Consider the following 22,444-nt stretch of genomic DNA (forward strand, 5'->3'; position numbering starts at 1 on the left):
GCCGCCGGGACGGCGGCTGCGTCCCCTAGGCGGGCCGCCGGGGACGGTGGCGGGCGAGCGCGGTGGCCACCGCGGCCCGTACCGCGTTCCCCCGCCGCCAGGTGCGGCAGGGGTGGACGGCGTTGGCGAGGAGCACCACGTAGTGGCCGGTGGCCGGGTCGAGGACGAGGCTGGTGCCGGTGAAGCCGGTGTGTCCGGCGGTGCCGGGGCCGGACAGCTCGCCCATGTACCAGGGCTGGTCGAGTTCGAACCCGAGGCCGTGCGGCCGGCCGGGCAGACCGTGGTCGGCGGTCAGCTGCCGTACGGTACGCGGCTGGAGGATCCCGGCGCCACCGTCGAGCAGCGCGCGGCAGAGCAGGCCGAGGTCGGCGGCGGTGGAGAAGAGCCCGGCGTGCCCGGCGACGCCGCCGAGGGCGTGGGCGTTCTCGTCGTGCGCGGTGCCGTGCAGCATGCCGCGGTCGGCCTTGGCCCAGGGGCGGCGCTGGTCCTCGGTGGCGGCGGTGCGCGGCAGCCAGGAGGCGGGCGGGCGGAAGCGGGTGTCGGCCATGGCGAGCGGCCCGGTGACGCGGTCGCGCAGCAGGGTGTCGAGCGGGGTGCCGGTGACCCGTTCCAGCAGCAGCCCGAGGGTGATGAAGTCCAGGTCGGAGTAGCGGTAGGCGGTGCCCGGCCGGGTCAGCGGCTCCTCGGCCCACAGCGGTTCCAGCCGGGCGCTTCCGGTGGGGTGGTCGTAGAAGGGCAGCTCGGCGCGGAGTCCGGAGGTGTGCGTCAGGAGCTGACGCGGCGCCAGCTCGTGTTTGCCGGCCGCGCCGAACTCCGGCAGCGCGGCGGCGACCGGCGCGTCCAGGTCGAGTTCGCCGCGTTCGGCCGCCTGCACGGTGAGGATCGCGGTGCACAGTTTGGTCAGCGAGGCGAGGTCGAAGACGGTGTCGGCGCGCACCGGCAGCCACGCGTCGCGCGGCAGCTCCACGCCCTCGTCGCGCACCGGGTCGTACGCCGCGTACCGCACCGCCCACCCGGCCGTCTCGCACACCTCGTCGCCGCCGGCCGCCCCGGCGAGCACCACCGCCCCCGCGCACCACGGATGGCCGGAGGGCGGCGGCTCCACCGCGGCGCGCAGGGCGGTTCGCAACTGGCCGCGCAGGGTCATCCCCCGACGGTAGCGCTCCGGTCGGTGCGCCAGGGGCGGCACAGGCCGAGGAAGCACACCATGGCCACGACCGCGCAGCCGAGCTGCACCAGCGCCATCGGCACCGCGGTGTGCGCCCCGGCGATGCCGACCAGCGGCGAGGCGACCGCGCCGATCAGGAACTGCGCGGTGCCCAGCAGCGCGGAGGCGGAACCGGCCGCGTTCGGGGTACGCATCAGCGCCTGCGCGTTGGTGTTGGGCATCGCCAGCCCCATCGCCGACATCAGCACGAAGAGCCCGACGGCCACCGGCACCAGCCCGACCCGGCCGAAGACCCCCGAGGTCATCAGCAGCAGCGCCACCGCGGCCACCGTGATCACCGCCAGCCCCACGCCCAGCGCCCGGTCCAGCGACACCCGCCCCACCAGGAACTTGCCGTTGAACTGGCCCACCGCCACCAGGCCGACCGAGTTGATCCCGAACAGCAGGCTGAAGGTCTGCGGCGAGGCGCCGTAGATGTCCTGGACGACGAAGGAGGAGGCGGAGACGTACGCGAAGAGCGCGGCGAAGGCGAAGCTGCCGGCCAGCAGGTAGCCGGTGAACGGCTTGTCGGCCAGCAGGGCGCGCATGGTGGGCAGCGCCTCGCCCACCCCGCCCTCGTGCCGGCGGCCGGCCGGCAGCGTCTCCGGCAGGCGGCGCACCACGAGCAGGGTGAGCAGCGCGCCGACGACGGTGAGCACCACGAAGACCCCGCGCCAGTCGGTGAAGCGCAGGATCTGGCCGCCGATGAGCGGGGCGACCACCGGCGCCACCCCGGAGATCAGCATCAGCGTGGAGAAGAAGCGGGCCATCGCCTGTCCGTCGTACAGGTCACGCACGACCGCGCGGGCGATGACGATGCCGGCCGCCCCGGCCAGCCCCTGCAACAGCCGGAAGGCGATCAGCAGCTCGGTGTTGGGCGCGAAGGCGCACACCGCGGTGGCCAGGACGTAGCTCACCATGCCGGTGAGCAGCGGGGTGCGCCGGCCCCACTTGTCGCTCATCGGGCCGACGACGAGCTGGCCGAGGGCCATCCCGAGCAGACACGCGGTCAAGGTGAGCTGCACGGTGGCCGGCGGGCTGCCGAACGCCTTGGTGACGGCGGGCAGCGCGGGCAGGTACATGTCCATCGACAGCGGCGGCAGCGCGGTCAGTCCGCCCAGGACCAGGGTGACCAGCAGCCCGGACCGGCGTGCCGAGTCCCGCGACACCCCTGCCTCGTGCGCCTGGTGCCCGTTGTCGTCGGATATTCGGTCGTGTTCGCGGGGGGTTTCGGCCGCGGTGGGGCCGGGCTCGGTCATCTCGGTCTCCATGCTTGCGGCAACACGTGGGTGACCTGCCGGGATTCCGGCGTGTTCGATTCGTTACCCGAGGGCGGCCGGACCCGAACGCCGGGGCGCCGCCGAAGGTCACGCGGAGGCGAGGTCGCTGATCCGGCGGGCGAGGTCGAAGTCACCCTCGGTGAACGTCTCGTTGGCGTCGTGCGCCGTGATGGCGACGGTCAGCCGGTCGCGTTCCAGGACGATCCGGGCATAACGGCCGTCGGACTCCTGAAGACGGGCGATCTGCTGCACGAGCCGGGCGGCCACCAGGTGCGGCAGCCGGTGGACGAGGCAGAGCGTGCGGCCGTCCGCGCTCAGCTCCCAGCCGGGCAACTCGGCGAGGCGGTCCGCTATCTCCTTGTGCGACAACGGGTCGGGGATCGTCATCGGGTGCTCCGTAAGTTGTTAGGCGGCCCGGGAGGGCCGGATGTGGCTGATCGGGTCCTGCCAGTCGTGGCTCGAAGGGAGTGGCCGTCCGGTTCTCCGGGGCGCCCTGGCTGCTGATTGAGATGCGCGCGCCTTGCGCGGTCGCTGTTTACGGAGATGACAGCGGGGTGTTCCTCGGGCCGACGGCAGTTCACGCGGAACGAGGAGGGGCGAGTGAGCGAGCGGCGAGCCCAGGTCTGGGCCGGCATCGACGCCGGCAAGGGCCATCACTGGGCGGCGGTGGTCGACGAGAGCGGCCCGACCGTGTGGTCGAAGAAAATCGACAACGACGAGACGGCGATCCTGGCCGCGCTCGGTGAGATCCTCGACCTGGCCGAGAAGGTCCACTGGGCAGTGGACATCTCCGGTACCTCCTCCGCGCTGCTGCTGGCTCTGCTCGCGGCCCACGGCCAGCAGGCCGTCTACGTGCCCGGACGGACCGTCAACCGCATGTCCGGCGCCTACCGGGGCGAGGCCAAGACCGACGCCCGCGACGCCTACGTCATCGCCGAAACCGCCCGTCACCGCCGGGACTTGGCCGCCATCGACGTGCCCGTCCAGCTCGCGGCCCACCTCGCGCTGCTGACCGGCCACCGCACGGACCTGGTCGCCGACCGCGTACGGATGATCAATCGGCTCCGCGACGTGCTGACCGGCATCTTTCCCGCCCTGGAACGAGCCTTCGACTACTCGGCCCACAAGGGCGCCCTGGTCCTGCTGACCGGCTACCAGACCCCGGCCGCGATCCGCCGCCGAGGACGGACCCGCCTGACGGCCTGGCTGGCCAACCGCGGTGTCCGCGGCGCCGACGCGGTGGCCGCCACCGCACTGGAAGCCGCTGAGGCCCAGCACACCGCGCTGCCCGGCGAGGACATCGCCGCAGCGATCGTCGCCGACCTGGCTGCGCAGATCCTGGCCCTGGACGACCGCCTCAAGCGCATCGACAAGCAGATCCGCGACACCTTCCGCGCCCATCCTCAGGCCGAGATCATCGAGTCCCTGCCCGGCATGGGGCCGATCCTCGGGGCGGAGTTCGTCGTCGCGGCGGGCGACCTCACGGCTTACGCCGACGCCGGCCACCTCGCCTCGGCGGCCGGGCTGGTGCCCGTCCCGCGTGACTCGGGCCGGCGGACCGGCAACCTGCACCGGCCCAAGCGCTACAGCCGCCGCCTGCGCAGGGTTTTCTACCTGTCCGCGCAGACCAGCATCATCCGCGAGGGTCCTAACCGGGACTTCTACCTCAAGAAGCGCGGCGAAGGCTGCAAGCACGTCCAGGCGATCATTGCGCTCGCCCGCCGACGGGCCAGCGTCCTGTGGGCACTCCTGCGCGACGGACGGGCCTTCACCTCCGCCCCGCCTGCCGCGCAGGCGGCTTGACTCAGTCATTGAGTGATCCGATCTCCTGACGGCGACTCCCCAAAGGGGAGAAAATCGGGTTACGGCCGTCCGGCTGACGTCGCGGAATCTTGGTGCCACCGGAACCCGACATTGAGTAGGACGCCGGGGACCCGTCGTCAGGCACCCGGAAGTGTTGCTTCGAGCATGTGCATCAGATTCTTTTGCCTGCTTGGTCCCCGCCGGACGGCTGCTGCACAACAGCACACCGCGCGAGGGGAGGACCGGGGCATGGACGTTGTCCACGAACGATGCGCCGGGATCGATATCGGCAAGGCGGACGTGAAGGTCTGCGTCCGCGTTCCAGGGCCGGGCAAACGGCGCCGGAAAGAGGTACGCACCTTCTCCACCATGACCCGTGACCTGCTGGCGATGCGGGACTGGCTGATCGCCGAGGGCATCACCGTGGTCGGCATGGAGGCCACCGGCTCGTACTGGAAGCCGGTGTTCTACCTGCTGGAGAACGACATCGGGACCTGGCTGCTCAACGCCCGGCACATGAAGAACGTCCCCGGCCGCACCGACGTCGCCGATTCCGAGTGGATCTGCAAGATGGTCGAACACGGCCTGGTCCGGCCCTCGTTCGTCCCGCCGCCGGAGATCCGGCAGCTGCGGGACCTGACCCGCTACCGCACCGAGGTCATCCGCGAACGCACCCGCGAGGCCCAGCGGCTGGAGAAGCTTCTCGAAGACGCCGGGATCAAGCTCTCCGCCGTCGTCTCCGACCTGCTGGGCAAGTCGTCCCGCGCGATGCTGGAGGCCCTGATCGCCGGAGAACGCGACCCGCTGGTCCTGGCGGAGATGGCCAAGGCCAGCATGCGAGCCAAACGCGCGGTCCTGGCCCAGGCGCTGACCGGCCGGTTCACCGACCACCACGCGTTCCTGGCCCGCACCATGCTCGACCGCATCGGCGCGGTAACCGCGACCGAGGCCCGGCTGAGCGAGGAGATCACCCGCCAGCTCGCCCCCTTTCGCCGACAGGTCGAGCTGCTGACGACGATCCCGGGCGTCAACGCCAAGTCCGCCGAGGTGATCCTCGCCGAGATCGGCGTGGACATGAGCCGTTTCCCCACGGCTGCCCACCTGGCCTCGTGGGCCGGGATGTGTCCGGGCAACCACGAGTCCGCCGGCAAGCACACCTCCGGCAAGTCCCGCCCCGGCGACCCCTGGCTCAAGGGCGCCCTCGGGCTCGCCGCAACAGCAGCCGCCCGCACCAAGGGCACCTACCTTGCCGCCCGCTACAAACGCATCGCAGTCCGCCGCGGCAAGAAACGCGCACTGGTCGCCATCGGCCACACCATCCTGACCCCGATCTGGCACATGCTCACCAACGACGCCGAATACGCTGAACTCGGAGGCGACTACTTCGTCCAACGAACCGGCCGGGCCAGGCAGACGCGGCGCCTGGTCAGCCAGCTCAACATGCTCGGCTATCAAGTGTCCCTCCAATCAGCGGAAGCGGTCTGACCTGCGGGGGTGGTTGATTTTCGAATCAGACTCCCTCCGAAGGGCCTGTGACCGCATGGTCCCACCGCCTACGCTGCGTGCGCATGAGCGAAATTCAGAAGACCGCGGTGGTCACCGGGGCCGGCTCGGGCATCGGCCGCGCGGTGGCGCTGGCGCTGGCCGGGGCCGGCTGGCGGGTCACGCTCGCCGGCCGCCGCGCCGAGGCCCTGCGCGAGACCGCCGACCTCGCCGGCCCCGGCGCCCCGGTCGCCGTCCTCCCCACCGACGTCACCGTCCCCGAGCAGGTCGACGCCCTGTTCACCGCGGTACGGGAACGCTTCGGCCCGCTCGGACTGCTCTTCAACAACGCCGGCACCGGCACGCCTGCCGTCCCCGTGGACCAACTCCCCTACGACACCTGGCGGTCCGTGGTCGAGGTCAACCTCAACGGAGCCTTCCTCTGCGCCCAGGCGGCCTTCCGCGCCATGAAGAACCAACACCCGCGAGGTGGCCGGATCATCAACAACGGCTCCGTCTCCGCCCACGTCCCCCGCCCCGACAGCATCGCCTACACCGCCACCAAGCACGCCGTCACCGGCCTGACCAAGTCCCTCTCCCTCGACGGCCGCCCCCACCGGATCGCCTGCGGCCAGATCGACATCGGCAACGCCGCCACCGACATGACCGCCCCCATGCGCGACGGCATCAAGCAGGCCGACGGCACCGTACGCCCCGAACCGGTGATGGACGCCGCGGACGTGGCACGCACCGTGGTGCACATGGCGTCCCTGCCCCTGGAGGCCAACGTGCAGTTCGCGACGGTGATGGCCACGTCGATGCCGTACATCGGCCGGGGCTGAGGGGCCCCGGCCCCGGGGTGGCCGGCTACCGCCGGGGTTCGCCCCCGAGGGGGTGTCGGGGGCACGGGAACCGGTGCGGGGCGGACCCGCGCGGAGACGCCCCGGCGCACCCGGGTGCACGGCAGCGGTGGCTGGACGACGGGCGTCGACGGCGCCACGGGGTGGCAGGGCACCCGGCGGAGCGGGCCTCGACCACGTGGAAACGCCCGGAGGCACCCGAGCCGGTGCGGCGCAGGCGCCCCGTGAGAAGCCGAGGCAACCGACCTCGACCGCGCCACGGGGCAGCGAGGCACCTGGCGGAGCGGGCCTCGACCACGCGAGGCCGCCGGAGGCACCCGAGCCGATGCGACGCAGGCACCCCGCGAGAAGCCGAAGCAACCGACCTCGACCGCGCCACGGGGCAGCGGGGCAACGGGGCAGCGGGGCACCCGGCGGAGCGGGCACGTCGACTCGGCAAGAAGCGCCCGGCCGTAACGTCGACGCGGTGGAGCGCCCCGTCCCGCGGGCGGGTGGTTTCCCCGGAACCCGGGAACACCTCGCCCGGGGTCGGCGTTGGGCCCGGCATGACGACGAATTCCGTGGCCGCGCGGGACACGGCCACCGAGGTGCTGCGGTACACCGCGTTCTCCGCCGACCCGGCCGGCGGCAACCCGGCCGGGGTGGTGCTCGACGCCCGGGGGCTCGACGACGCCGCGATGCAGCGGATCGCCGCCGGGATCGGCTACTCGGAGACCGCCTTCGTCACCCCCGGTCCGACCTGCTCCGCCGAACGCGACGTCACCGTGCGGTACTTCAGCCCCGTGGCGGAGGTGCCGTTCTGCGGCCACGCCACCATCGCCACGGCGGTCGCGCTGGCGGAACGGGCGGGCGAGGGCACGTTCACGTTCGCCACCCGCGCCGGTGAGGTGCCGGTGTCGGTGGTCCGGGACGCCTCGGGCGCGTTGTACGCCACGCTGTCCAGCGTCGATCCGTACGTGGAGCCGATCGCCCCCGCCGACCTGGCGGAGGCGCTGGCGGCGCTGCGCTGGCCGGTCTCCGACCTCGACCCGGCGCTGCCGTCCCGCGTCGCGTACGCCGGCGCCCGCCACCTCGTGGTGGCCGCCGCCACCCGGGAACGCCTCGCCGACCTCGACTACGACTTCGCCCGGCTGGCCGCCGTGATGACCCGACTCGGCCTGACCACCGTGCAGTTGGTGTGGCGCGAGTCGCCGGAGGTCTTCCACGTCCGCAACCCCTTCCCGGTCGGCGGTGTGGTGGAGGACCCGGCCACCGGTGCCGCCGCGGCGGCGTTCGGCGGCTATCTGCGCACCCTCGGCCTGGTCGGCACGGACGCCTCGCTCACCCTGTTCCAGGGCGCCGATCTGGGCCGTCCGAGCCGGCTCACGGTCGAGTTGCGCCCCAGCGACCCGCGGGTTCATGTCAGCGGCACGGCAACGCGGTTGACGCCCGGCTGAGCCGAACGGGCGAACGCGCCGGGCACGCCAGGCGTGCCCGGCCCCTTCCGGCGGGCGGCGGGGGCAACCCTTGTGGGGTTTACCGCCACCGCGGTGACCCACCGCCCACCAGGAAGGAAGAGCTTCCGATGCGCAACCCTGCTCGCCTGATGTGCACCGCACTGGCGGGACTGGCGCTGGCCACGCTGCCGGTCCCGGCCGGCGGCGCCGAACCCGGGGACACCGGCCGGATCACCGTCGACCCCGTCGGCCACGTCACCCCGGCCGGTGACGTCCGCCTCTCCGGCACCTACCGCTGCTACGGCGACGGCTCCGAAGACCCCGTCTTCGTCAGCTCCACCCTCAAGCAACACGGCGCCAACCAGTCCGTCGGCGGCACCAACGCCCGCTGCGACGGCCGCGTCCACCGCTGGGTCAACGAAGAACACCAGCAATGGACCGCCTTCACCCCCGGCCCCTCCCGCGTCGAGGCCCACATCCTCCGCCTGAGCGAGCGCAGCGGCCTGCCGCTCCCGGCGTTCCTGGCGTCGAGGGAGAGGACGGTGGTGTTGCGGTAGCCCCGCGCGGGGCGGTGGTCACCGGAGTCTTGCCGCACCAACGTTTTCGCGGGGCAACGGAGTCGGACACACGTCACAGCGCCCCATGCAGATCCAACTCCACCCGCACCGTCTTGCCGACCGGCACCCGCTCGACCACCGTCCACCGGTCCGCCAGCGCCTCGACGAGCACGAGCCCCCGCCCGCGCTCGGCGAGGGCGCTCGGCACCGTGACCGTACCGGGCGCGGGCAGCCACCGCTCCGACCTGGTGTCGGAGACCTCGATCCGGACCGTCCCCGCCACCAGCGCCAGCCGCACCTCGAAGTCCCGCCCCGGCACCCGCCCGTGCGTCACCGCGTTCGCGGCCAGCTCCCCCACGATCACCCCGGCCGCCTCTACCACCCGCGTACCGGGCCCCGTCCCCCACTCCTCCAGCCGTTTCACCACCACCCGCCGGGCGAGTCGCGCCCCGAGCCGGGTCGCGCTGAAACACTGGCTGAACACCCGTACGGTGACGGCATTCTGGCTGGAAAGAGACGCTGTCATGGGCCCAATCTGGCCCGGACGCCCCCGGTTCACCAGCCCCACCCCGCGTACGCCGCGTCAGCGTACACGCACGCACGGTAGACAGTACCGGTGACCGTCCGTAACCATGAACGCCTGCCGCAGACGGTACGGGTACAGGAGGTCGCCGACGATGGGCGAGGACACGGTGGGGCCGGACGACAACACACACTCCGTGGCGGACGCGGCCACCCCGTCCCCCTGCCGCGGCGAACCCGAACCCTCCGACAGTCTGCGCACCTTCGGCGCCGTCGTCCAGGCCCTCCGCGAACACGCCGGCCTCACCCGCGAACAGTTCGCCGCCCTCGTCCGCTACTCCAAACACACCGTCGCCTCCATCGAACTCGGCCGCCGCATGCCCGACGCCGCGTTCACCGAACGCGCCGAAGAACTTCTCGGCAACACCGGCGCCCTCCGCAAAGCCGCCCAACACCTCGCCCACCAACCCGGGTTGGCGACGTGGTTCCGCCGGTGGGCGAGGCTGGAGGCGGTGGCGGTCAGTCTGTACACGTACGAGTGCCGGGTGGTGCCGGGGCTGTTGCAGACGGAGGCGTACGGGAGGACGTTGTTCGAGAACCAGTTGCCACCACTGGGTGACGAACAGATCGAGGCCCAGTGGGCAGCGCGAGCGGAACGGCAGCGGTTGCTGTGGGAACGACCCAACACCACGTACAGCTTCATCCTGGAGGAACACCTGTTCCTGCGGCGCACCGGCGGGGTAAGCATCACGCAAGAGCTGATCGACCACATCCTGGCCATCGCGGAACAGCGGAACGTCGAGATCCAGGTCATGCCTCTGGTGAGGGAAACGCATGCGGGACTGGCAGGCCCGATGCAGTTGCTGGAGACGCAGGAGAGCAGGTGGTTCGCCTACAACGAGGGCCAGCGTGGCGGGCTGTTCGTCTCCGACCCCAAGGAGACCAGCATCCTGCAACGGCGGTATGCCAGGATGCGTTCGCAGGCTCACACGCTCGAAGACTCCGTGAGTCTGTTGCGGCGAATGCGAGGAGCGCTATGAGCAGCAGCGAACTGGCCTGGTTCAAGAGCAGCTACAGCAGCAGCGGGGACGGCGACTGCATCGAGGTGGCCGTCTCCTGGCGCAAGTCGAGCTACAGCAGCGGTGGGGACGGCGACTGCATAGAGGTGGCCGCGTGCCCCTCCCTCGTCCACGTACGCGACTCCAAGGACAAAGAGGGCCCCCAGCTCACCTTCTCCCCCTCCGCCTGGTCGGACTTCGTCGCGTTCGCGGCGGGGGCACCGTACGCGGAGAGGTGAGCCAGCGCCCCCCTGCTGACTGGGACGGGGCCGGGCTGGCGGGCTGCACTCGTGGCGCTCAACGACGCCTGGACGCCCGGTTGGGTCGCAACCACCCCCGGGCAGACCAGGGAGCAGGCCGTCCTCCAGTGCTGACGGCCCCGGTCCGACCCCATCGCGACGACTCTATGCGGTGGGTCTGACAACCCGGCCGGGTACGCATGCGCGCAGTTCGCCGCGGGAACAGGAGCGGCAGACGAGTCGAGCGGTACGCCGGGAAAGCAGCGGGTGTCCATGCACGGACACCCGCTGCAACTGCTGCTACAGGAGCTTGTCCCGCGCCTCGGTCAGATACCGCCGCTCCTGCTCAGTGGTCACGGCCAAGGTGCCGCCTCCCTTCTCCACTAGCATGATCGACAGCGGAAGAATGCCGTCCAGCATGATGCTCATAGCCGGGTGGCCGACCTCAATGCGGTAAGCAAGCATCTTTTGCACCAGCACCTCGAAGACCGGCATGTCGATATAGGACTCGTCGGCACCCGGAGTAAGCCCGCTCGGCACTTTCAGTACCGCAGCGGCAGCCTCGAGCATGCCCACATAGAGTTCACCCACCCGTGACGCCGGATTCCAGACGGTCTCGTCGCCCACTTCGAAGTAGTAGCTCATGACGGCCACTTTAGCCGGATGTCCACGCCCGGGAACTCGGCTCTCAACTCTCTGATCCTCTGCTCCACCAGGGCCCGCAGGCCAGGGTTGGCCGTGTTCACGGCAGGGTCGGTGAACCAGACCCCGATGGGCGCGTGCTCGTAGTGCTTGATGTAGCGCTGGGCCTCGATGTAGCTCCGCAGCTTCTTGTCAACCTGTTTGTTGACCCACCTGTCTGAGCTGCCCCGACTTTCGTAGAGTCCGCGATCGTGTGATCAAGCGGTCTGTGGGACTTGCTCCGGTCTCGCCCAGTACGCCTGTTCGTACTCGTCGGGTGGCAGGTAGCCGAGGGCGGAGTGGAGTCGTTCACCGTTGTACCACGCGACCCACTGGAAGACGGCCCGCTCGACTTCGTCGAAGTCCCGCCACGGGCCCTGATGCTCGATCAGTTCGGCCTTGAATGTGCCATTCAAGGCCTCGGCCATCGCGTTGTCGTACGAATCGGCGACGGAGCCCACGGACGCGGAGGCGCCGGCCTCGGCCAATCGCTCCGTATAGCGAATGGACACGTATTGCGACCCGCGGTCGCTGTGATGAATGAGGCCGGCGTCCTTCTTGATCTGCTGCCGCCACAGCGCCATCTCCAGTGCGTCCAGCGGCAGGTCCGTGCGCATGTGGGTGGCGGCCTGCCAGCCCACGATCCGGCGGGAGTACGCGTCCAGGACGAACGCCACGTAGACCCAGCCCGACCACGTGCGGATGTAGGTCAGGTCCGCCAACCACAGCTGGTTCGGCCGCTCGGCGGTGAACCGCCGGTTGACCAGATCCGGCGGACGCGGCGCGGTCGGCTCGGGGACCGTGGTGCGACGACGTTGCCCGCGGATGACGCCCTCGATCCCGAGCTCCCGCATCAGCCGCTCGACCGTGCAGCGGGCCACCGCGTGGCCGGCGCGGACCAGCGCGCGGGTGACCCGGCGGGCGCCGTAGGTGCGGCCGGAGTCCTCCCACGCGGCTGTGACCAGCGGAATCAGCTCTTCATCACGCAACCGGCGGGCGGACTTCGGTCGCGTCTTGCGCGCGAAGTACGTCGAGGGAGACAAGCCCAGCACCCGGCAGACGGGATCGACCCCGAGGCCCTTGTCTCGCAGGTGGTCGATCACCTGCTCGGCCTCGTCCGGGGACGGTCGATCTCCTGGGCAAAAAACACGCTGGCGGCCTTGAGAATCTCGTTGGCCCGCCTCAACTCGGCATTCTCTTTCCGGAGTTGCTTCAGCTCCTCCAGCTCGGAGCTGGTCAGGCGGTCGTCGCGCTCGCCGGCGTCGGCCTCGGCCTGGCGAACCCATGACCGCAGGGCCTCCTTGTGGATGCCGAGGTCGCGGGCGACATGCGTCACTGGGCGGCCGGTCGAGCGGACCTCGCGGACGGCGCGCTCGCGGAGTTCATCGGGGTACTTACGTGGTGCTGGCACTGCAGGTGGTTCTCCTTACGCCTGGATCGTAACCCAGGCTTCAAGGACTCCACGAAGATCAGTGCAGCTCAACATGCTGTGCATTCCCTGGCTTTGGCAGACAACCGCGCTACTGCTTTGAATGCCGGCTTCTGGGCGTCCCTTCCGCTGGATTATCTGCTGCGGATCACTGGCCGCTCCGATCTGCAGGTCACCGAGGCGCTCAGGATGCCCGCCGCCGTTACTGACCATCCCCTCGCGCATCCGCTTCTGCTGCGTACCTTGCGCCTGAACTGCCTAACCGAGGCATACGGTCCACTGTGGCAAGAGCTCTATCACCCCACCTGGCCGCACTACGAGAACTGGGCCACCAGCTGGCCCGAGACGGTAGCGCCGCTCGCAGTCTCGCTCGCCCCTACATGGAGCACCAGGACCCCGCTGCGCACCGAGCTGGAGCGCCGTGCCGCTTTGGTCGAGCTCGACGCCCTGGTCTCGGTCTGGCTTGGTATCACGGCCGACCAACTGGTCGCGATCTACTCCTCGCGCTACGGCGTGCTGTTTGAGCGGGAGGCCGAGATGTGGTTCGACGGGGCCGGCCGCCGGCTCGCTCGCGACCCGTACGCCTACGGTCATGGCCAGGTCAAGGAGCACTTCCAGCAGTTCGAGGCGTATCGGCAAGACCCGACCAACGCTCCCGTCCCTGAGGGCTACACGACTCCCTTCTACAAAGCCGACCGTGAGAAAGAAATGCGCGAGGCGCACGCCTATTTCCAGAAGCGACTCGACGACGCGATCGCCCGCGGTGAGTGGGACCCGGTGAAGCAGGAGGTGCCCAAGCCGTGAGGCCGACGCTGCAAGCACGCGGGCTCAAGGAGAGTCTGCTGCAGTATCTGTCCACCACGTACGCGCTCACCGACGAGGGGGCGCGGGAGGCGCTGCACCGGTTCCTCGGGGACGAGACCTCCGGCATGTTCCGGGGTCCGTACCTGCGGATCCGAACGCCCTTCACCGTCGCCGACGAGACATGGCGCAAGCACCTGGAGTGGCAACGGGAGGGGTTCCGGCCGTACGCGCACCAGGCAGTCGCGTTCGCGCGGCTGAGCTCCGCGCACGGCCATACCCCACAGCCGACGCTGGTCACCACGGGTACCGGTTCCGGTAAGACGGAGTCGTTCCTCTACCCCGTGCTCGACCACTGCCGCCGGGAGCGCGAGGCGGGCAATACGGGCGTCAAAGCGGTGTTCCTCTACCCGATGAACGCCCTCGCCACGGATCAGGCGCAGCGCATCAACGAGTTGCTCACGCAGAACGCCGAACTGGGCAAGTTGTCGGCCGGGTTGTACATCGGTGAGCGGGCTGCGACGCAGTACGAGAAGGTGCTGACGCGGCGCTCGGACATGCAGCTGTCGCCGCCGGACATCCTGATAACGAACTACAAGATGCTGGACCTTCTCCTCCAGCGCGCCGACGACGCGCCGCTGTGGCGGGAGTCGGGCATCCGCTACGTCGTCGTGGACGAGTTCCACACCTACGACGGCGCGCAGGGCACGGACGTCGGGATGCTGCTGCGGCGACTCGCAGCAGCCGTGGGCGCGTCCGAGGAAGGCCGGCCGCTGGGGAAGATCTGTCCGGTGGCGACCTCCGCGACGCTGGCGTCGGGCACGGACGAGGACGGTGTGGCGCGTCTGCTGGAGGTGGCCACGCATGTCTTCGGGACGGAGTTCACTCCCGACGCGATCGTCGGGGAGAACCGGCTGTCGGTGGACGAGTTTCTCCCTCTCGGGGAGGTGACGTTGCAGCCGATGCCGACGCCGGAGGAGTTGCTGGCGTTGCCCGATCCGTCGTCCGGGGACGAGGCGTTGCTGGATCTGATCGAGAAAGTGACGGGCGTCCGTGACCTCGATCCCTTCACGCTCGGCGGGAATCTCAAGCGGCATCTGTTCACCCGTGCGGTGATGCAGGCGCTGGGTGGTGAGGTGAAGACCAGCGCCGAGGTGCTGGATGTGATGTGGCGAGCCGGGGCTGCGGGCTGGTCCGAGGCGGTGACCCGGCAGCCGGAGAAGGCTGCGGAGGCACTGGCACGGTTCGTCGCACTGCTGTCCTACGCACGGGATGCGGATTCCTCGCCCCAGGAGCCACGGCCGTTTGTTCACGTGGAGGTGCATCAGTGGGCGCGTTCGGTGTCGCGGCTGCTGCGCGGGGTGCTGCCGTGGCCAAAGGCGGAGTTCCGCTGGGACGCGGCCGGGATGGCGGACGCCGGAGCGGCCGACAGCGGCCGTACGGCGCCGGTGACGACAGCGACGTCGGGGCAGAACGCGAACCTGTTCCTGCCGGCGGTCTACTGCCGTGATTGCGGGCGGTCGGGCTGGGCGGTGTTCTCGCCCGAGAGTGACGACCACGACGTCCAGTTCGACACGTACAAGATCCGGCGAGCCTCGCTGGGCCAGGACAAGGTGCGGGTGCGGAACCTGATCGCCGCGACGAACCATGAGGCCCGTGAGGGTTCCGGCGCGGCACTGCTCACGGCGGCCAGCGGCAAGCAGGGTCCGGCCGCCTCGCAGGGGGCGGGCGGCATCCTGATGGTGCTGGACGGCACGCGCAAGCGGCTGCGGCTGCCCGATCCGCTCAACGACTACGACCGGGAGACGAAGGAGCCGCGGCTGACGGCTCGTGACTCGGCGTTCGTGCTGGTGAACTTCGGGGAGACGGCGAATACGGCGGCCAAGGAGGACTGGTGTCCGGCATGCGGTGAGCGCAACGCGATCCGCTACCTGGGTACCGGTGCCGCGGCGATGGCCGCGGCGTCGATCACCCAGCTGTTCACCGGCGGGGAGCTCGACAAGAAGCTTCGCGAGGACAAAACGCTGATGTTCAACGACTCGGTGCAGGACGCCGCGCACCGGGCCGGATTCGTCGCGAACCGCTCCTACACCTTCTCGCTGCGCGCGCTGCTCGCCGAGCATCTGCGCCACGATGAGCCGACCGCGTTGAACGATCTGCTCGCGAACGTTGTCGAGGCGACGACGGACAAGGACACCCTCTCCGCGGTGGTGCCACCGGACTTGCACGGGTTCAAGGGCGTGGACCGGCTGCTGTCCGGCCAAGGCCGTGGCGGCGACCTGAAGACATGGCGGCTGATCGGTCAGCGGCTGGCGTTCGAGGCGCTGATGGAGTTCGGGTTCCGCTCCCGTAACGGCCGCACACTTGAGCTGACCCGGACCGCCGCCGCGCAGGTGCGCATCGACGACCCGTCGGCCGTGACCGCGCTGGTCAGGCAGGTGCATGAGGAGTGCGTGCGCGACGGGCTGCCGCTGGTGGTGCAGGACGACGCCCGGTATCTGGCGTTCGTACGCATCTTCCTGGAGCGGCTGCGCACCCGTGGTGCCGTAGCCCATCAGTGGCTGGACAAGTACATCGACGAGGCGGGCACCAGCCGGTACTTCATCTGGGGCAAGCGGGCACCGGGTATGCGTGCCTTCCCCAGAGGGATCGCCGCCCCGGTATTTCTCCTCGGTCAGCCGAAGAACGGCAGCGAGTTCGACTTCGCGACCGGCAGGCTGTCCTGGTACGAGCGGTGGGCGGGACGGTGCCTGGAGCTGCCCCGTGAGCTGATGCCGGAGCTGTGGAGCAGGCTGTTGCCCGAACTCGCCTCGATGGGCCTGCTGTCGGTGCGTACGCCGAATGACACTTCGGTGCGGGTGTACGGGCTCAAGCCCGGCAACATCGAGGCCCGGCTGCTGGACGACGCGCAGGTCCGGGTCTCGTATGTGCGCTGCCCGGTGTGCTTCTGGGAGCAGACGGTGCACCCGTCGCTGCTGGACCAGTGGCATGGCCAGCCCTGCCCCTTCTACCGGTGCCGCAAGGGCCGCCTGGTAGCCGGCGACCGGCCCGAGGGCCTCGGGATACACCACCGCGACCGCGACTACACCAACGACTACTACCGGCGCCTGTACCTCAAGGCGGGCACCTATCAGGTGGTCACGGCCGAGCACACCGGCATGCTCACGCGGCACCAGCGGGAGAAGGTCGAGGAAGCGTTCAAGCGCGGCGGGGGCTTCAAAGACCCCAATGTGCTCTCCTGCACACCGACGCTGGAGATGGGCATCGACATCGGTGACCTGTCAGCCGTCGTACTGGCCGCGTTGCCGCGCCGCCCGGCCTCCTACGCACAGCAGGTCGGGCGGGCCGGGCGCCGCACCGGCAATGCCTTCCTGCTGACCATCCCGGACCGGCGGCGGCGCGATCTGTACTTCCTGGAGCGCCCCAAGGACCTGATCGCCGGCACCATCGTGCCGCCCGGCTGCTATCTGTCCGCCGTGGAGATCCTGCGCCGGCAGTACCTGGCGCACCTGCTCGATCTGGCCGCCGCCGGCCGCCTGGTGCGAGCGGACGGCATCGTGCTGCGCGCGCTGCCGCACAAGGCACCCCGCCTGTTCGGGCCGTCGGGGTACCTGGCCGATCTGGTCGAGGTGGCCATCGCGCAGGGCGAGGAGCTGGTCAAGGGGTTTTTGCGGCTGTTTCCGACGGGCGTCAGCGACCAGGCCAAGGCCGACCTGGCGGCGTACGCGACCCATGGCCTGCGCAGCGCGGTGGAGGAGGCCGAACGCGAGTGGCGGCGCGCCGAGGACGCCTTGCGGGCGCGGCTGCGTGACATCGACGAGGCTCACGGCGAGTTGCACGACTCCGATCCCGACCAGGCCCGGCAGAAGGCGGAGCTGGACGCTGAACGACGCGGTGTGGGCAGGCAGTTGCTGCGCTTGGGCGACACCTCGGCGCAGAGCGCGCTGTGCGACCTTGGGCTGCTGCCGAACTACGCGCTGATCGACTCGGCGACGACGCTGTCGGCAACCCTGTACGGCGAAGACGGCATCGATCCGAAGACCGGCAAGGTGGTGTACTCCTCCGAGACCGTCTCCTACGAGCGGCCCCGTCGCTTGGCGATTCAGGAGCTGGCGCCGGGCAACACCTTCTACGTCAACGGCTACCGCCATGAGATCACCGGCCTGGAACTGTCCACCGGCGGGCGTCAGGAGTGGCGGACTTGGCGAGTGTGTCCGGGCTGCGGCTACGTACGCACCGAGAACGCCGCCGAGGACCGCTCTCCGTGCCCTCGCTGCAAGACCAGCCAGATCGCCGACGACGGCTCCTGCCTGTTCCAGGTCGTCGAGCCGGCCACCGTGACCTCGCGCGACAAGCGCGAGGACGCCCGGATCCGGGACGACAAGGACGACCGTGACCGCCGCGCGTACACCGTTGTGGACGCGGTCGATATTCCGGTCGAGAAGATCGAGCGGGGTCTGTCCTGGCGGCACGACCGGGAGACGTTCGGCGTGGACTACTGCCGCACCGCGGTGATCCGCCGGATCAACGTAGGGCCGGTCCGCTATGACGTGCCGGCCCGCGACGACTTCGCCGGCCACCTGGTCCGCCTCAACCCCTTCCATGTGTGCACCGCGTGTGGTGCCGCCTCGGCGGACGGCCGTCCGGTCTTCGACCACGACACCGATGCCCTGGACTCTGCCGCGGCCCGTGCCCCGCAGCTCAAGCACCACCGCCCGTGGTGCCCGCTGCGCCGCGGGAAGAAAGACGGCGTCACGCAGGAGCAGGTACTGCTCGCGCACCAGCTGCAGACCGAGGCCCTGCGGATCCTCATCCCGGCGGCGACTGCGGACGTGGACGCACGGGTGCACTCCTTCCGGGCCGCCCTGCGACTGGGCGTGGACCTGCACTTCGGCGGCGACCCGCAGCACCTGGACACCACGGTGGCATCCATGCCGGACCTCGACAGCGGCGAGCGCCGCTGGTTCCTGGTGCTCTTCGACTCTCTACCGGGCGGCACCGGCTACCTGGACCGGCTCACCGACCGCCACGCCTTCCGGGACACCCTTGCGCGGGCGTACGAACAGCTCACAGCATGTCCCTGCGCGGAAGAACAGCGGCGCGCCTGCCACCGCTGCCTGCACCGCTACACCCCCGAGCAGTTCCAGGACGTCGTCTCCCGGCAGGCGGCACTCACCGTGCTGGAATCGCTGCTGTTCAAGAGGGATGGCGAGGATGGCTGGGACGTCAGCGATGTGGAGCACACCGGGCTGGTCGGACTGGACGCCCAGGTCGAATCCGACCTGGAAGCCCGCTTCCTGGCCGCCCTGCGGGACTGGGTGAAGGTCACCGACGACGCGGCCCTGGACGAGGACGGTCACGCCAGCGGGCATCTGCGGTTCACCGATGGCTCGGACATCATGCACTGGCGGCTCACTGCCCAACGGCAGCTGGAGGGAACCCGTACGGACTTCACCTTCACCCGGGTCGGCGGGCCGACGCAGAGCGTCCACGTCTATCTCGAAGGTTTCCGCTTCCACGCCACCCGGGAGCACAACCTCATCGCGAAGAACGCCGCTCAGCGCACCCGCCTTCGCGCCGACGGGACGATCGTCTTCCAGATCACCTGGGCGGACATCGACCTGTTCGAGCAGCGTCCCACCCGTACCAAGGCCGTCTGGCCGCCGTACCGGGGGACCGCCCAGGAGCAGGCCAAGGCCGCGTACGAGCAGTACGGAGGCAACCGCGCCCACCTCGGCGAAGCCGTGTTCACCAACCCCATCGACACGCTCATCGCCTACCTGCGCGATCCCGACGGCGAGCGCTGGGCCCGCCGCGCCCGCGCCCTGGTCACCGGCCTGACCGCCGTACCCGACACGACCGCTGTGGCTGCGACCAGCCGACGCAGCGAGCTCGTCGCCGCACTGCGTGACCAGCTCGCCTCTCTCGCGCCCGGCGAGCATCACGCCAGGCCGGTCAAGGCGGATACAGCGGGCATCGGTCCGGTCCATGTCTTCCGCACCCGGGACGAGCACGGTCTGCCGATCGTCTTCGCCCTGGACGCCGCCGATCCCGAGAACCTGCGGTGGACGGCCCTGACCGTCCTCGACGACACCGAGGCCATTCTCGACACGGAGGAACACAAGCTGCGGTGGCGGTCCTGGCTGTACTGGACCAACATCACCCAGTTCCTGTCCCTCGCCGGCGGTGATGGTGTCCAACTCGCCGCCAGCCGGGCGGCGGACTTCGAGGTCGAGGTCCTCGCCGTCTGCGGCGGGCTCGGCGAACTCCACTCGCTCACCGCCGCTGTGCCACCGGCAGCCGAGCAGGCCGTGCGCCTCCCCCACCTGGAGCGGAAGACCGACTCGTCGGCGGAAGCCGCCCTTCGCCAGATCATCCGGGACGCGGCCTGGGACGAGGACATTCTGGAGATCCTCCGCGAAGACCCGGACGAGGCGCCCGATCTCCTTCGCCTCGCCGAGACGCTCGCCGACCACGGCAAGCAGGCCCCCGTCTTCGGCTTCGAACTCGGGCCGAGCCGCTGGCAGGTCGACTTCGCCTGGCAGATCCCCGGCCTCAAGATCGCCGTGGTCATGTCCCACCAAGGTGACGACGACCCTGAGGCCCAGCGACGCAACGCCGCCTACGCCCAGGACGGCTGGACCATCCGCACCGCCGCCGAATGGCTCGACCACCTCGACACGCTGCTCGAACAGCTCCCCGACACGGAAGGCACCACTCGATGACCGCCCGGCTCAGCCTGTACCGCAAGGCCGAACAGGAGCTGTACAAGCTCAACGGCTCGGTCAAAGCCGAGTTCTACAACTTCTGCCACGTCTTCCGGAACAATCCGAAGCAGCCGGGCCTGAGGCTCAAGAAGCTCAAGGGTGATTCGCGCATCTGGTCGGCGCGGGTCAATGATTCCTACCGGGCCCTGCTGGCGCGGGCCGGTGTCGATCCGGATGGCACGGAGAGCTGGCTGGTCATCGCCGTCCGCCACCGCAAGGACGTCTACGAGGAACTCCAGGTCGCGGTCAACCGCATCACCGGTGAGATCGAGTTCGTCGACCTCGCCGTCGTCGGCGACAGCGCTCTGCGCCGCGCCGGCATCACCCTGACCCCGGCCGAGCCCGACGAGGCCGTGCCCTCCACCGTGCCCGCCCCGGCCCCGCAGCCCGCAGCAGCGGCTGATGTCCCTCCGCTGCTCGCCGCATACAGCGCCGTCGATCTACGGGAGCTGGGCGTTGCCGACCAGCTGATCGAGTTGGCCCTCGCCGTCACCGACAGCGCCGAGCTGGACCAGCTCGTCGAGGGTGCGCCGCTGCTGTCCAAGGACATCCTCTACGGCCTGGCCTCAGGCATGTCCATCGACGAGGTCCGTAAGGAGATCACCCAGCCCGTCGAGCTCGGCCACGAACCCGACCTCGGCGACTTCGCCGCGGCCCTGACCCGGACCAAGGTCACCACTGTCGACGACGCCGTGCAAGCGATCATCGACGAAGGTGACTTCCGCGCCTGGAAGGTGTTCCTCCACCCCACCCAGGAACGCATCGTCCACCGCCACTACAACGGCCCCGCACGCGTCTCCGGCGGCCCCGGCACCGGAAAGACCATCGTCGCCCTGCACCGGGTCAAGCACCTCGCCGAGCACCTTCCTCCCGGCAACAACAAGCCCATCCTGCTGACCACCTTCACCAAGAACCTCACCACCGACCTCCGGCAGCGCCTGGCGTCCCTCATCGAACCCAAGCTGCTTGCTCGCGTCGAAATCGCCCACATCGATCAGCTCGCCGCCCGCGTCCTGGGCGAGAACACCGCACCTGGACGCGCCAAACAACGCGTCTACAACCACGTGGCGCTGAACGAAATGCGCCAGCTCCTCGCCGAACTGGACGACCACCGCTGGGAGGCGGAGTTCCTCCTTGAAGAATGGGAACAGGTCATCCTCGGCCAGTCCGTCCCCACCCGCTCCGCCTACTTCCAAGCCCGCCGCGCCGGCCGCGGCCGTTCCCTGACCCGGCCCGAACGCAACCACATCTGGAAGTTGATCGAACAGTTCACCGCCCGCCTGGACAAGCTCGGCGTGGAGACCTGGGGCCAGGCGTCCGAGCGCGCCGCCCGCTTCGAGATCGAACGCGCCGCGAAGATCCGCGCCCGCCGCGAATACAAAGACGAGATCGGCGGCGTGGACCTCATCCACCGCGACAACAGCTCCGGCATGCGCTACCTCGGCTACCGCTACCGGCACATCATCGTCGACGAAGCACAGGACCTCAGCCCCGCCCACTGGAAGATGCTGCGGGCCATGGCCGACCCGGACCTGTCCAACGACATCTTCATCGCCGGCGACACCCACCAGCGGATCTACGACCACCAGGTCTCGCTCGGCGCCCTCGGCATCAACATCCGAGGCCGCTCCTCCCGCCTAACCCTCAGCTACCGCACCACCAAGGAAATCCTCGCCGAGGCCCTGCGCGTCGTCGAACCCCGCAACCCCATCCAGAAGGTCAGCTACGACGACCTCGACGACGGCACCGACAACCTCGTCGGATACCGCTCCGTCCTCCACGGCCCCGCCCCCACCTTCACCCCCTACGAAACCTGGGACGAAGAACTCGCCGGGCTCGCCGCAACACTGACCACCTGGCGCCAGGAACTCTCAGTTGACGACAAAGGCTCTCCCCGTGACCCCAGCGGCCACATCGCCGTCTGCGTCGCAGACCGCGACATGGTCAGCCAGACCATGTACTACCTGACCACCAAGGCCAAAATCACCTGCGCCGAACTCACCAAGGACGGCCCCAAGGGCAACGGGGAGGTCCACGTCGGCACCATGCACCGCTTCAAAGGTCTGGAGTACCAGCGCCTGGCGATCGTCGGCGCCAGCGACGGCATCATCCCCAGAACCCACGTCATCGACCGATACCGCACCGAAGACCCGCCCCGCTACGAGCGCGAGCAACGCAAGGCCCGCTCCCTGCTGTTCGTCGCCACCACCCGGGCCCGCGATGCCCTGGCCATCAGCTGGCACGGCAAGCCCAGTCCCTACCTGCCGGTCTGACCTTCACGGTCGGCCTCCCCCCGCCAGGGGGAGGCCGGGCCCCAAACAC

At 69.9% G+C, this 22,444-nt stretch carries 16 protein-coding genes and 1 pseudogene; 10 read left to right on the forward strand and 7 right to left on the reverse strand.

Annotated features, from left to right (window positions below):
• Positions 1-25: 25 nt before the first annotated feature.
• The 3 genes from SCATT_RS06305 to SCATT_RS06315 form a co-directional block, all read right to left on the reverse strand.
• The gene (locus SCATT_RS06305; RefSeq protein ID WP_014142121.1) at positions 26-1,147 is read right to left on the reverse strand and encodes a serine hydrolase domain-containing protein; all 1,122 of its coding nucleotides are present in this window, start codon (positions 1,145-1,147) and stop codon (positions 26-28) included.
• Entirely contained in the window at positions 1,144-2,466 is a 1,323-nt protein-coding gene (locus tag SCATT_RS06310; RefSeq protein ID WP_014142122.1) for a Bcr/CflA family multidrug efflux MFS transporter, read from the reverse strand. The genes SCATT_RS06305 and SCATT_RS06310 overlap by 4 nt, the downstream gene beginning before the upstream one ends.
• A 108-nt stretch (positions 2,467-2,574) precedes the next feature.
• Positions 2,575-2,874 (reverse strand): 4a-hydroxytetrahydrobiopterin dehydratase, encoded by a 300-nt coding sequence (locus SCATT_RS06315; RefSeq protein ID WP_014142123.1) that lies wholly within the window; start codon positions 2,872-2,874, stop codon positions 2,575-2,577.
• A 213-nt stretch (positions 2,875-3,087) separates the two neighbouring features.
• Between SCATT_RS06315 and SCATT_RS06320 the strand changes: the two genes are divergently transcribed.
• From SCATT_RS06320 to SCATT_RS06340, 5 genes are all read left to right on the forward strand, one after another.
• A complete protein-coding gene (locus SCATT_RS06320; RefSeq protein ID WP_014142124.1) occupies positions 3,088-4,290 on the forward strand; it encodes an IS110 family RNA-guided transposase in 1,203 nt (400 codons plus the stop codon).
• Positions 4,291-4,539: 249 nt separating this feature from the next.
• Positions 4,540-5,775: an IS110 family RNA-guided transposase gene (locus SCATT_RS06325; protein WP_014142125.1), complete on the forward strand. Its 1,236-nt coding sequence runs from the start codon at positions 4,540-4,542 to the stop codon at positions 5,773-5,775.
• Positions 5,776-5,858: 83 nt separating this feature from the next.
• Positions 5,859-6,614, forward strand: coding sequence for an SDR family oxidoreductase (locus SCATT_RS06330; protein ID WP_014142126.1), 756 nt, complete (start codon positions 5,859-5,861; stop codon positions 6,612-6,614).
• A 563-nt stretch (positions 6,615-7,177) separates the two neighbouring features.
• Complete coding sequence (locus tag SCATT_RS06335; protein ID WP_041824476.1) at positions 7,178-8,068, forward strand: PhzF family phenazine biosynthesis protein; 891 nt, start codon at positions 7,178-7,180, stop codon at positions 8,066-8,068.
• Between the two features lie 128 nt (positions 8,069-8,196).
• A complete protein-coding gene (locus SCATT_RS06340; RefSeq protein ID WP_014142128.1) occupies positions 8,197-8,625 on the forward strand; it encodes a DUF6299 family protein in 429 nt (142 codons plus the stop codon).
• Between the two features lie 73 nt (positions 8,626-8,698).
• Here the strand turns inward: SCATT_RS06340 and SCATT_RS06345 are convergent, their stop codons facing one another.
• Positions 8,699-9,151 carry an ATP-binding protein gene (locus tag SCATT_RS06345; protein ID WP_014142129.1) on the reverse strand — a complete coding sequence of 151 codons (453 nt, stop codon included), beginning with the start codon at positions 9,149-9,151 and terminating at the stop codon, positions 8,699-8,701.
• A 151-nt stretch (positions 9,152-9,302) separates the two neighbouring features.
• Between SCATT_RS06345 and SCATT_RS06350 the strand changes: the two genes are divergently transcribed.
• Positions 9,303-10,187 carry a helix-turn-helix domain-containing protein gene (locus tag SCATT_RS06350; RefSeq protein WP_014142130.1) on the forward strand — a complete coding sequence of 295 codons (885 nt, stop codon included), beginning with the start codon at positions 9,303-9,305 and terminating at the stop codon, positions 10,185-10,187.
• Entirely contained in the window at positions 10,184-10,444 is a 261-nt protein-coding gene (locus tag SCATT_RS06355) for a DUF397 domain-containing protein (RefSeq protein WP_014142131.1), read from the forward strand. The genes SCATT_RS06350 and SCATT_RS06355 overlap by 4 nt, the downstream gene beginning before the upstream one ends.
• Before the next feature lie 300 nt (positions 10,445-10,744).
• Here the strand turns inward: SCATT_RS06355 and SCATT_RS06360 are convergent, their stop codons facing one another.
• The 3 genes and pseudogenes from SCATT_RS06360 to SCATT_RS39350 all read right to left on the reverse strand — a co-directional run.
• On the reverse strand, positions 10,745-11,089 hold the full coding sequence (locus SCATT_RS06360) for a DUF6086 family protein (protein WP_014142132.1): 345 nt from the start codon (positions 11,087-11,089) through the stop codon (positions 10,745-10,747).
• 254 nt (positions 11,090-11,343) lie between these two features.
• Positions 11,344-12,411, reverse strand: a complete 1,068-nt coding sequence (locus tag SCATT_RS06365) for an IS3 family transposase (protein ID WP_014142133.1) — start codon at positions 12,409-12,411, stop codon at positions 11,344-11,346.
• Positions 12,357-12,536 (reverse strand): annotated as a pseudogene (locus tag SCATT_RS39350) (transposase); the annotation flags it as partial. The gene SCATT_RS06365 and the pseudogene SCATT_RS39350, both read right to left, overlap by 55 nt.
• Positions 12,537-12,629: 93 nt before the next feature.
• On the opposite strand from SCATT_RS39350, the gene SCATT_RS06375 reads away from it, so the two are divergent.
• The 3 genes from SCATT_RS06375 to SCATT_RS06385 are packed head-to-tail and all read left to right on the forward strand — an operon-like array spanning position 12,630 to position 22,395.
• Positions 12,630-13,358 carry a hypothetical protein gene (locus SCATT_RS06375; protein WP_157894811.1) on the forward strand — a complete coding sequence of 243 codons (729 nt, stop codon included), beginning with the start codon at positions 12,630-12,632 and terminating at the stop codon, positions 13,356-13,358.
• Positions 13,355-20,080, forward strand: a complete 6,726-nt coding sequence (locus tag SCATT_RS06380) for a DEAD/DEAH box helicase (protein WP_014142136.1) — start codon at positions 13,355-13,357, stop codon at positions 20,078-20,080. Before SCATT_RS06375 ends, SCATT_RS06380 begins: the two co-directional genes overlap by 4 nt.
• The gene (locus SCATT_RS06385) at positions 20,077-22,395 is read left to right on the forward strand and encodes a UvrD-helicase domain-containing protein (protein ID WP_014142137.1); all 2,319 of its coding nucleotides are present in this window, start codon (positions 20,077-20,079) and stop codon (positions 22,393-22,395) included. Before SCATT_RS06380 ends, SCATT_RS06385 begins: the two co-directional genes overlap by 4 nt.
• Positions 22,396-22,444: the final 49 nt, after the last annotated feature.

Source organism: Streptantibioticus cattleyicolor NRRL 8057 = DSM 46488 (assembly GCF_000240165.1).
GTDB lineage: Bacteria > Actinomycetota > Actinomycetes > Streptomycetales > Streptomycetaceae > Streptantibioticus > Streptantibioticus cattleyicolor.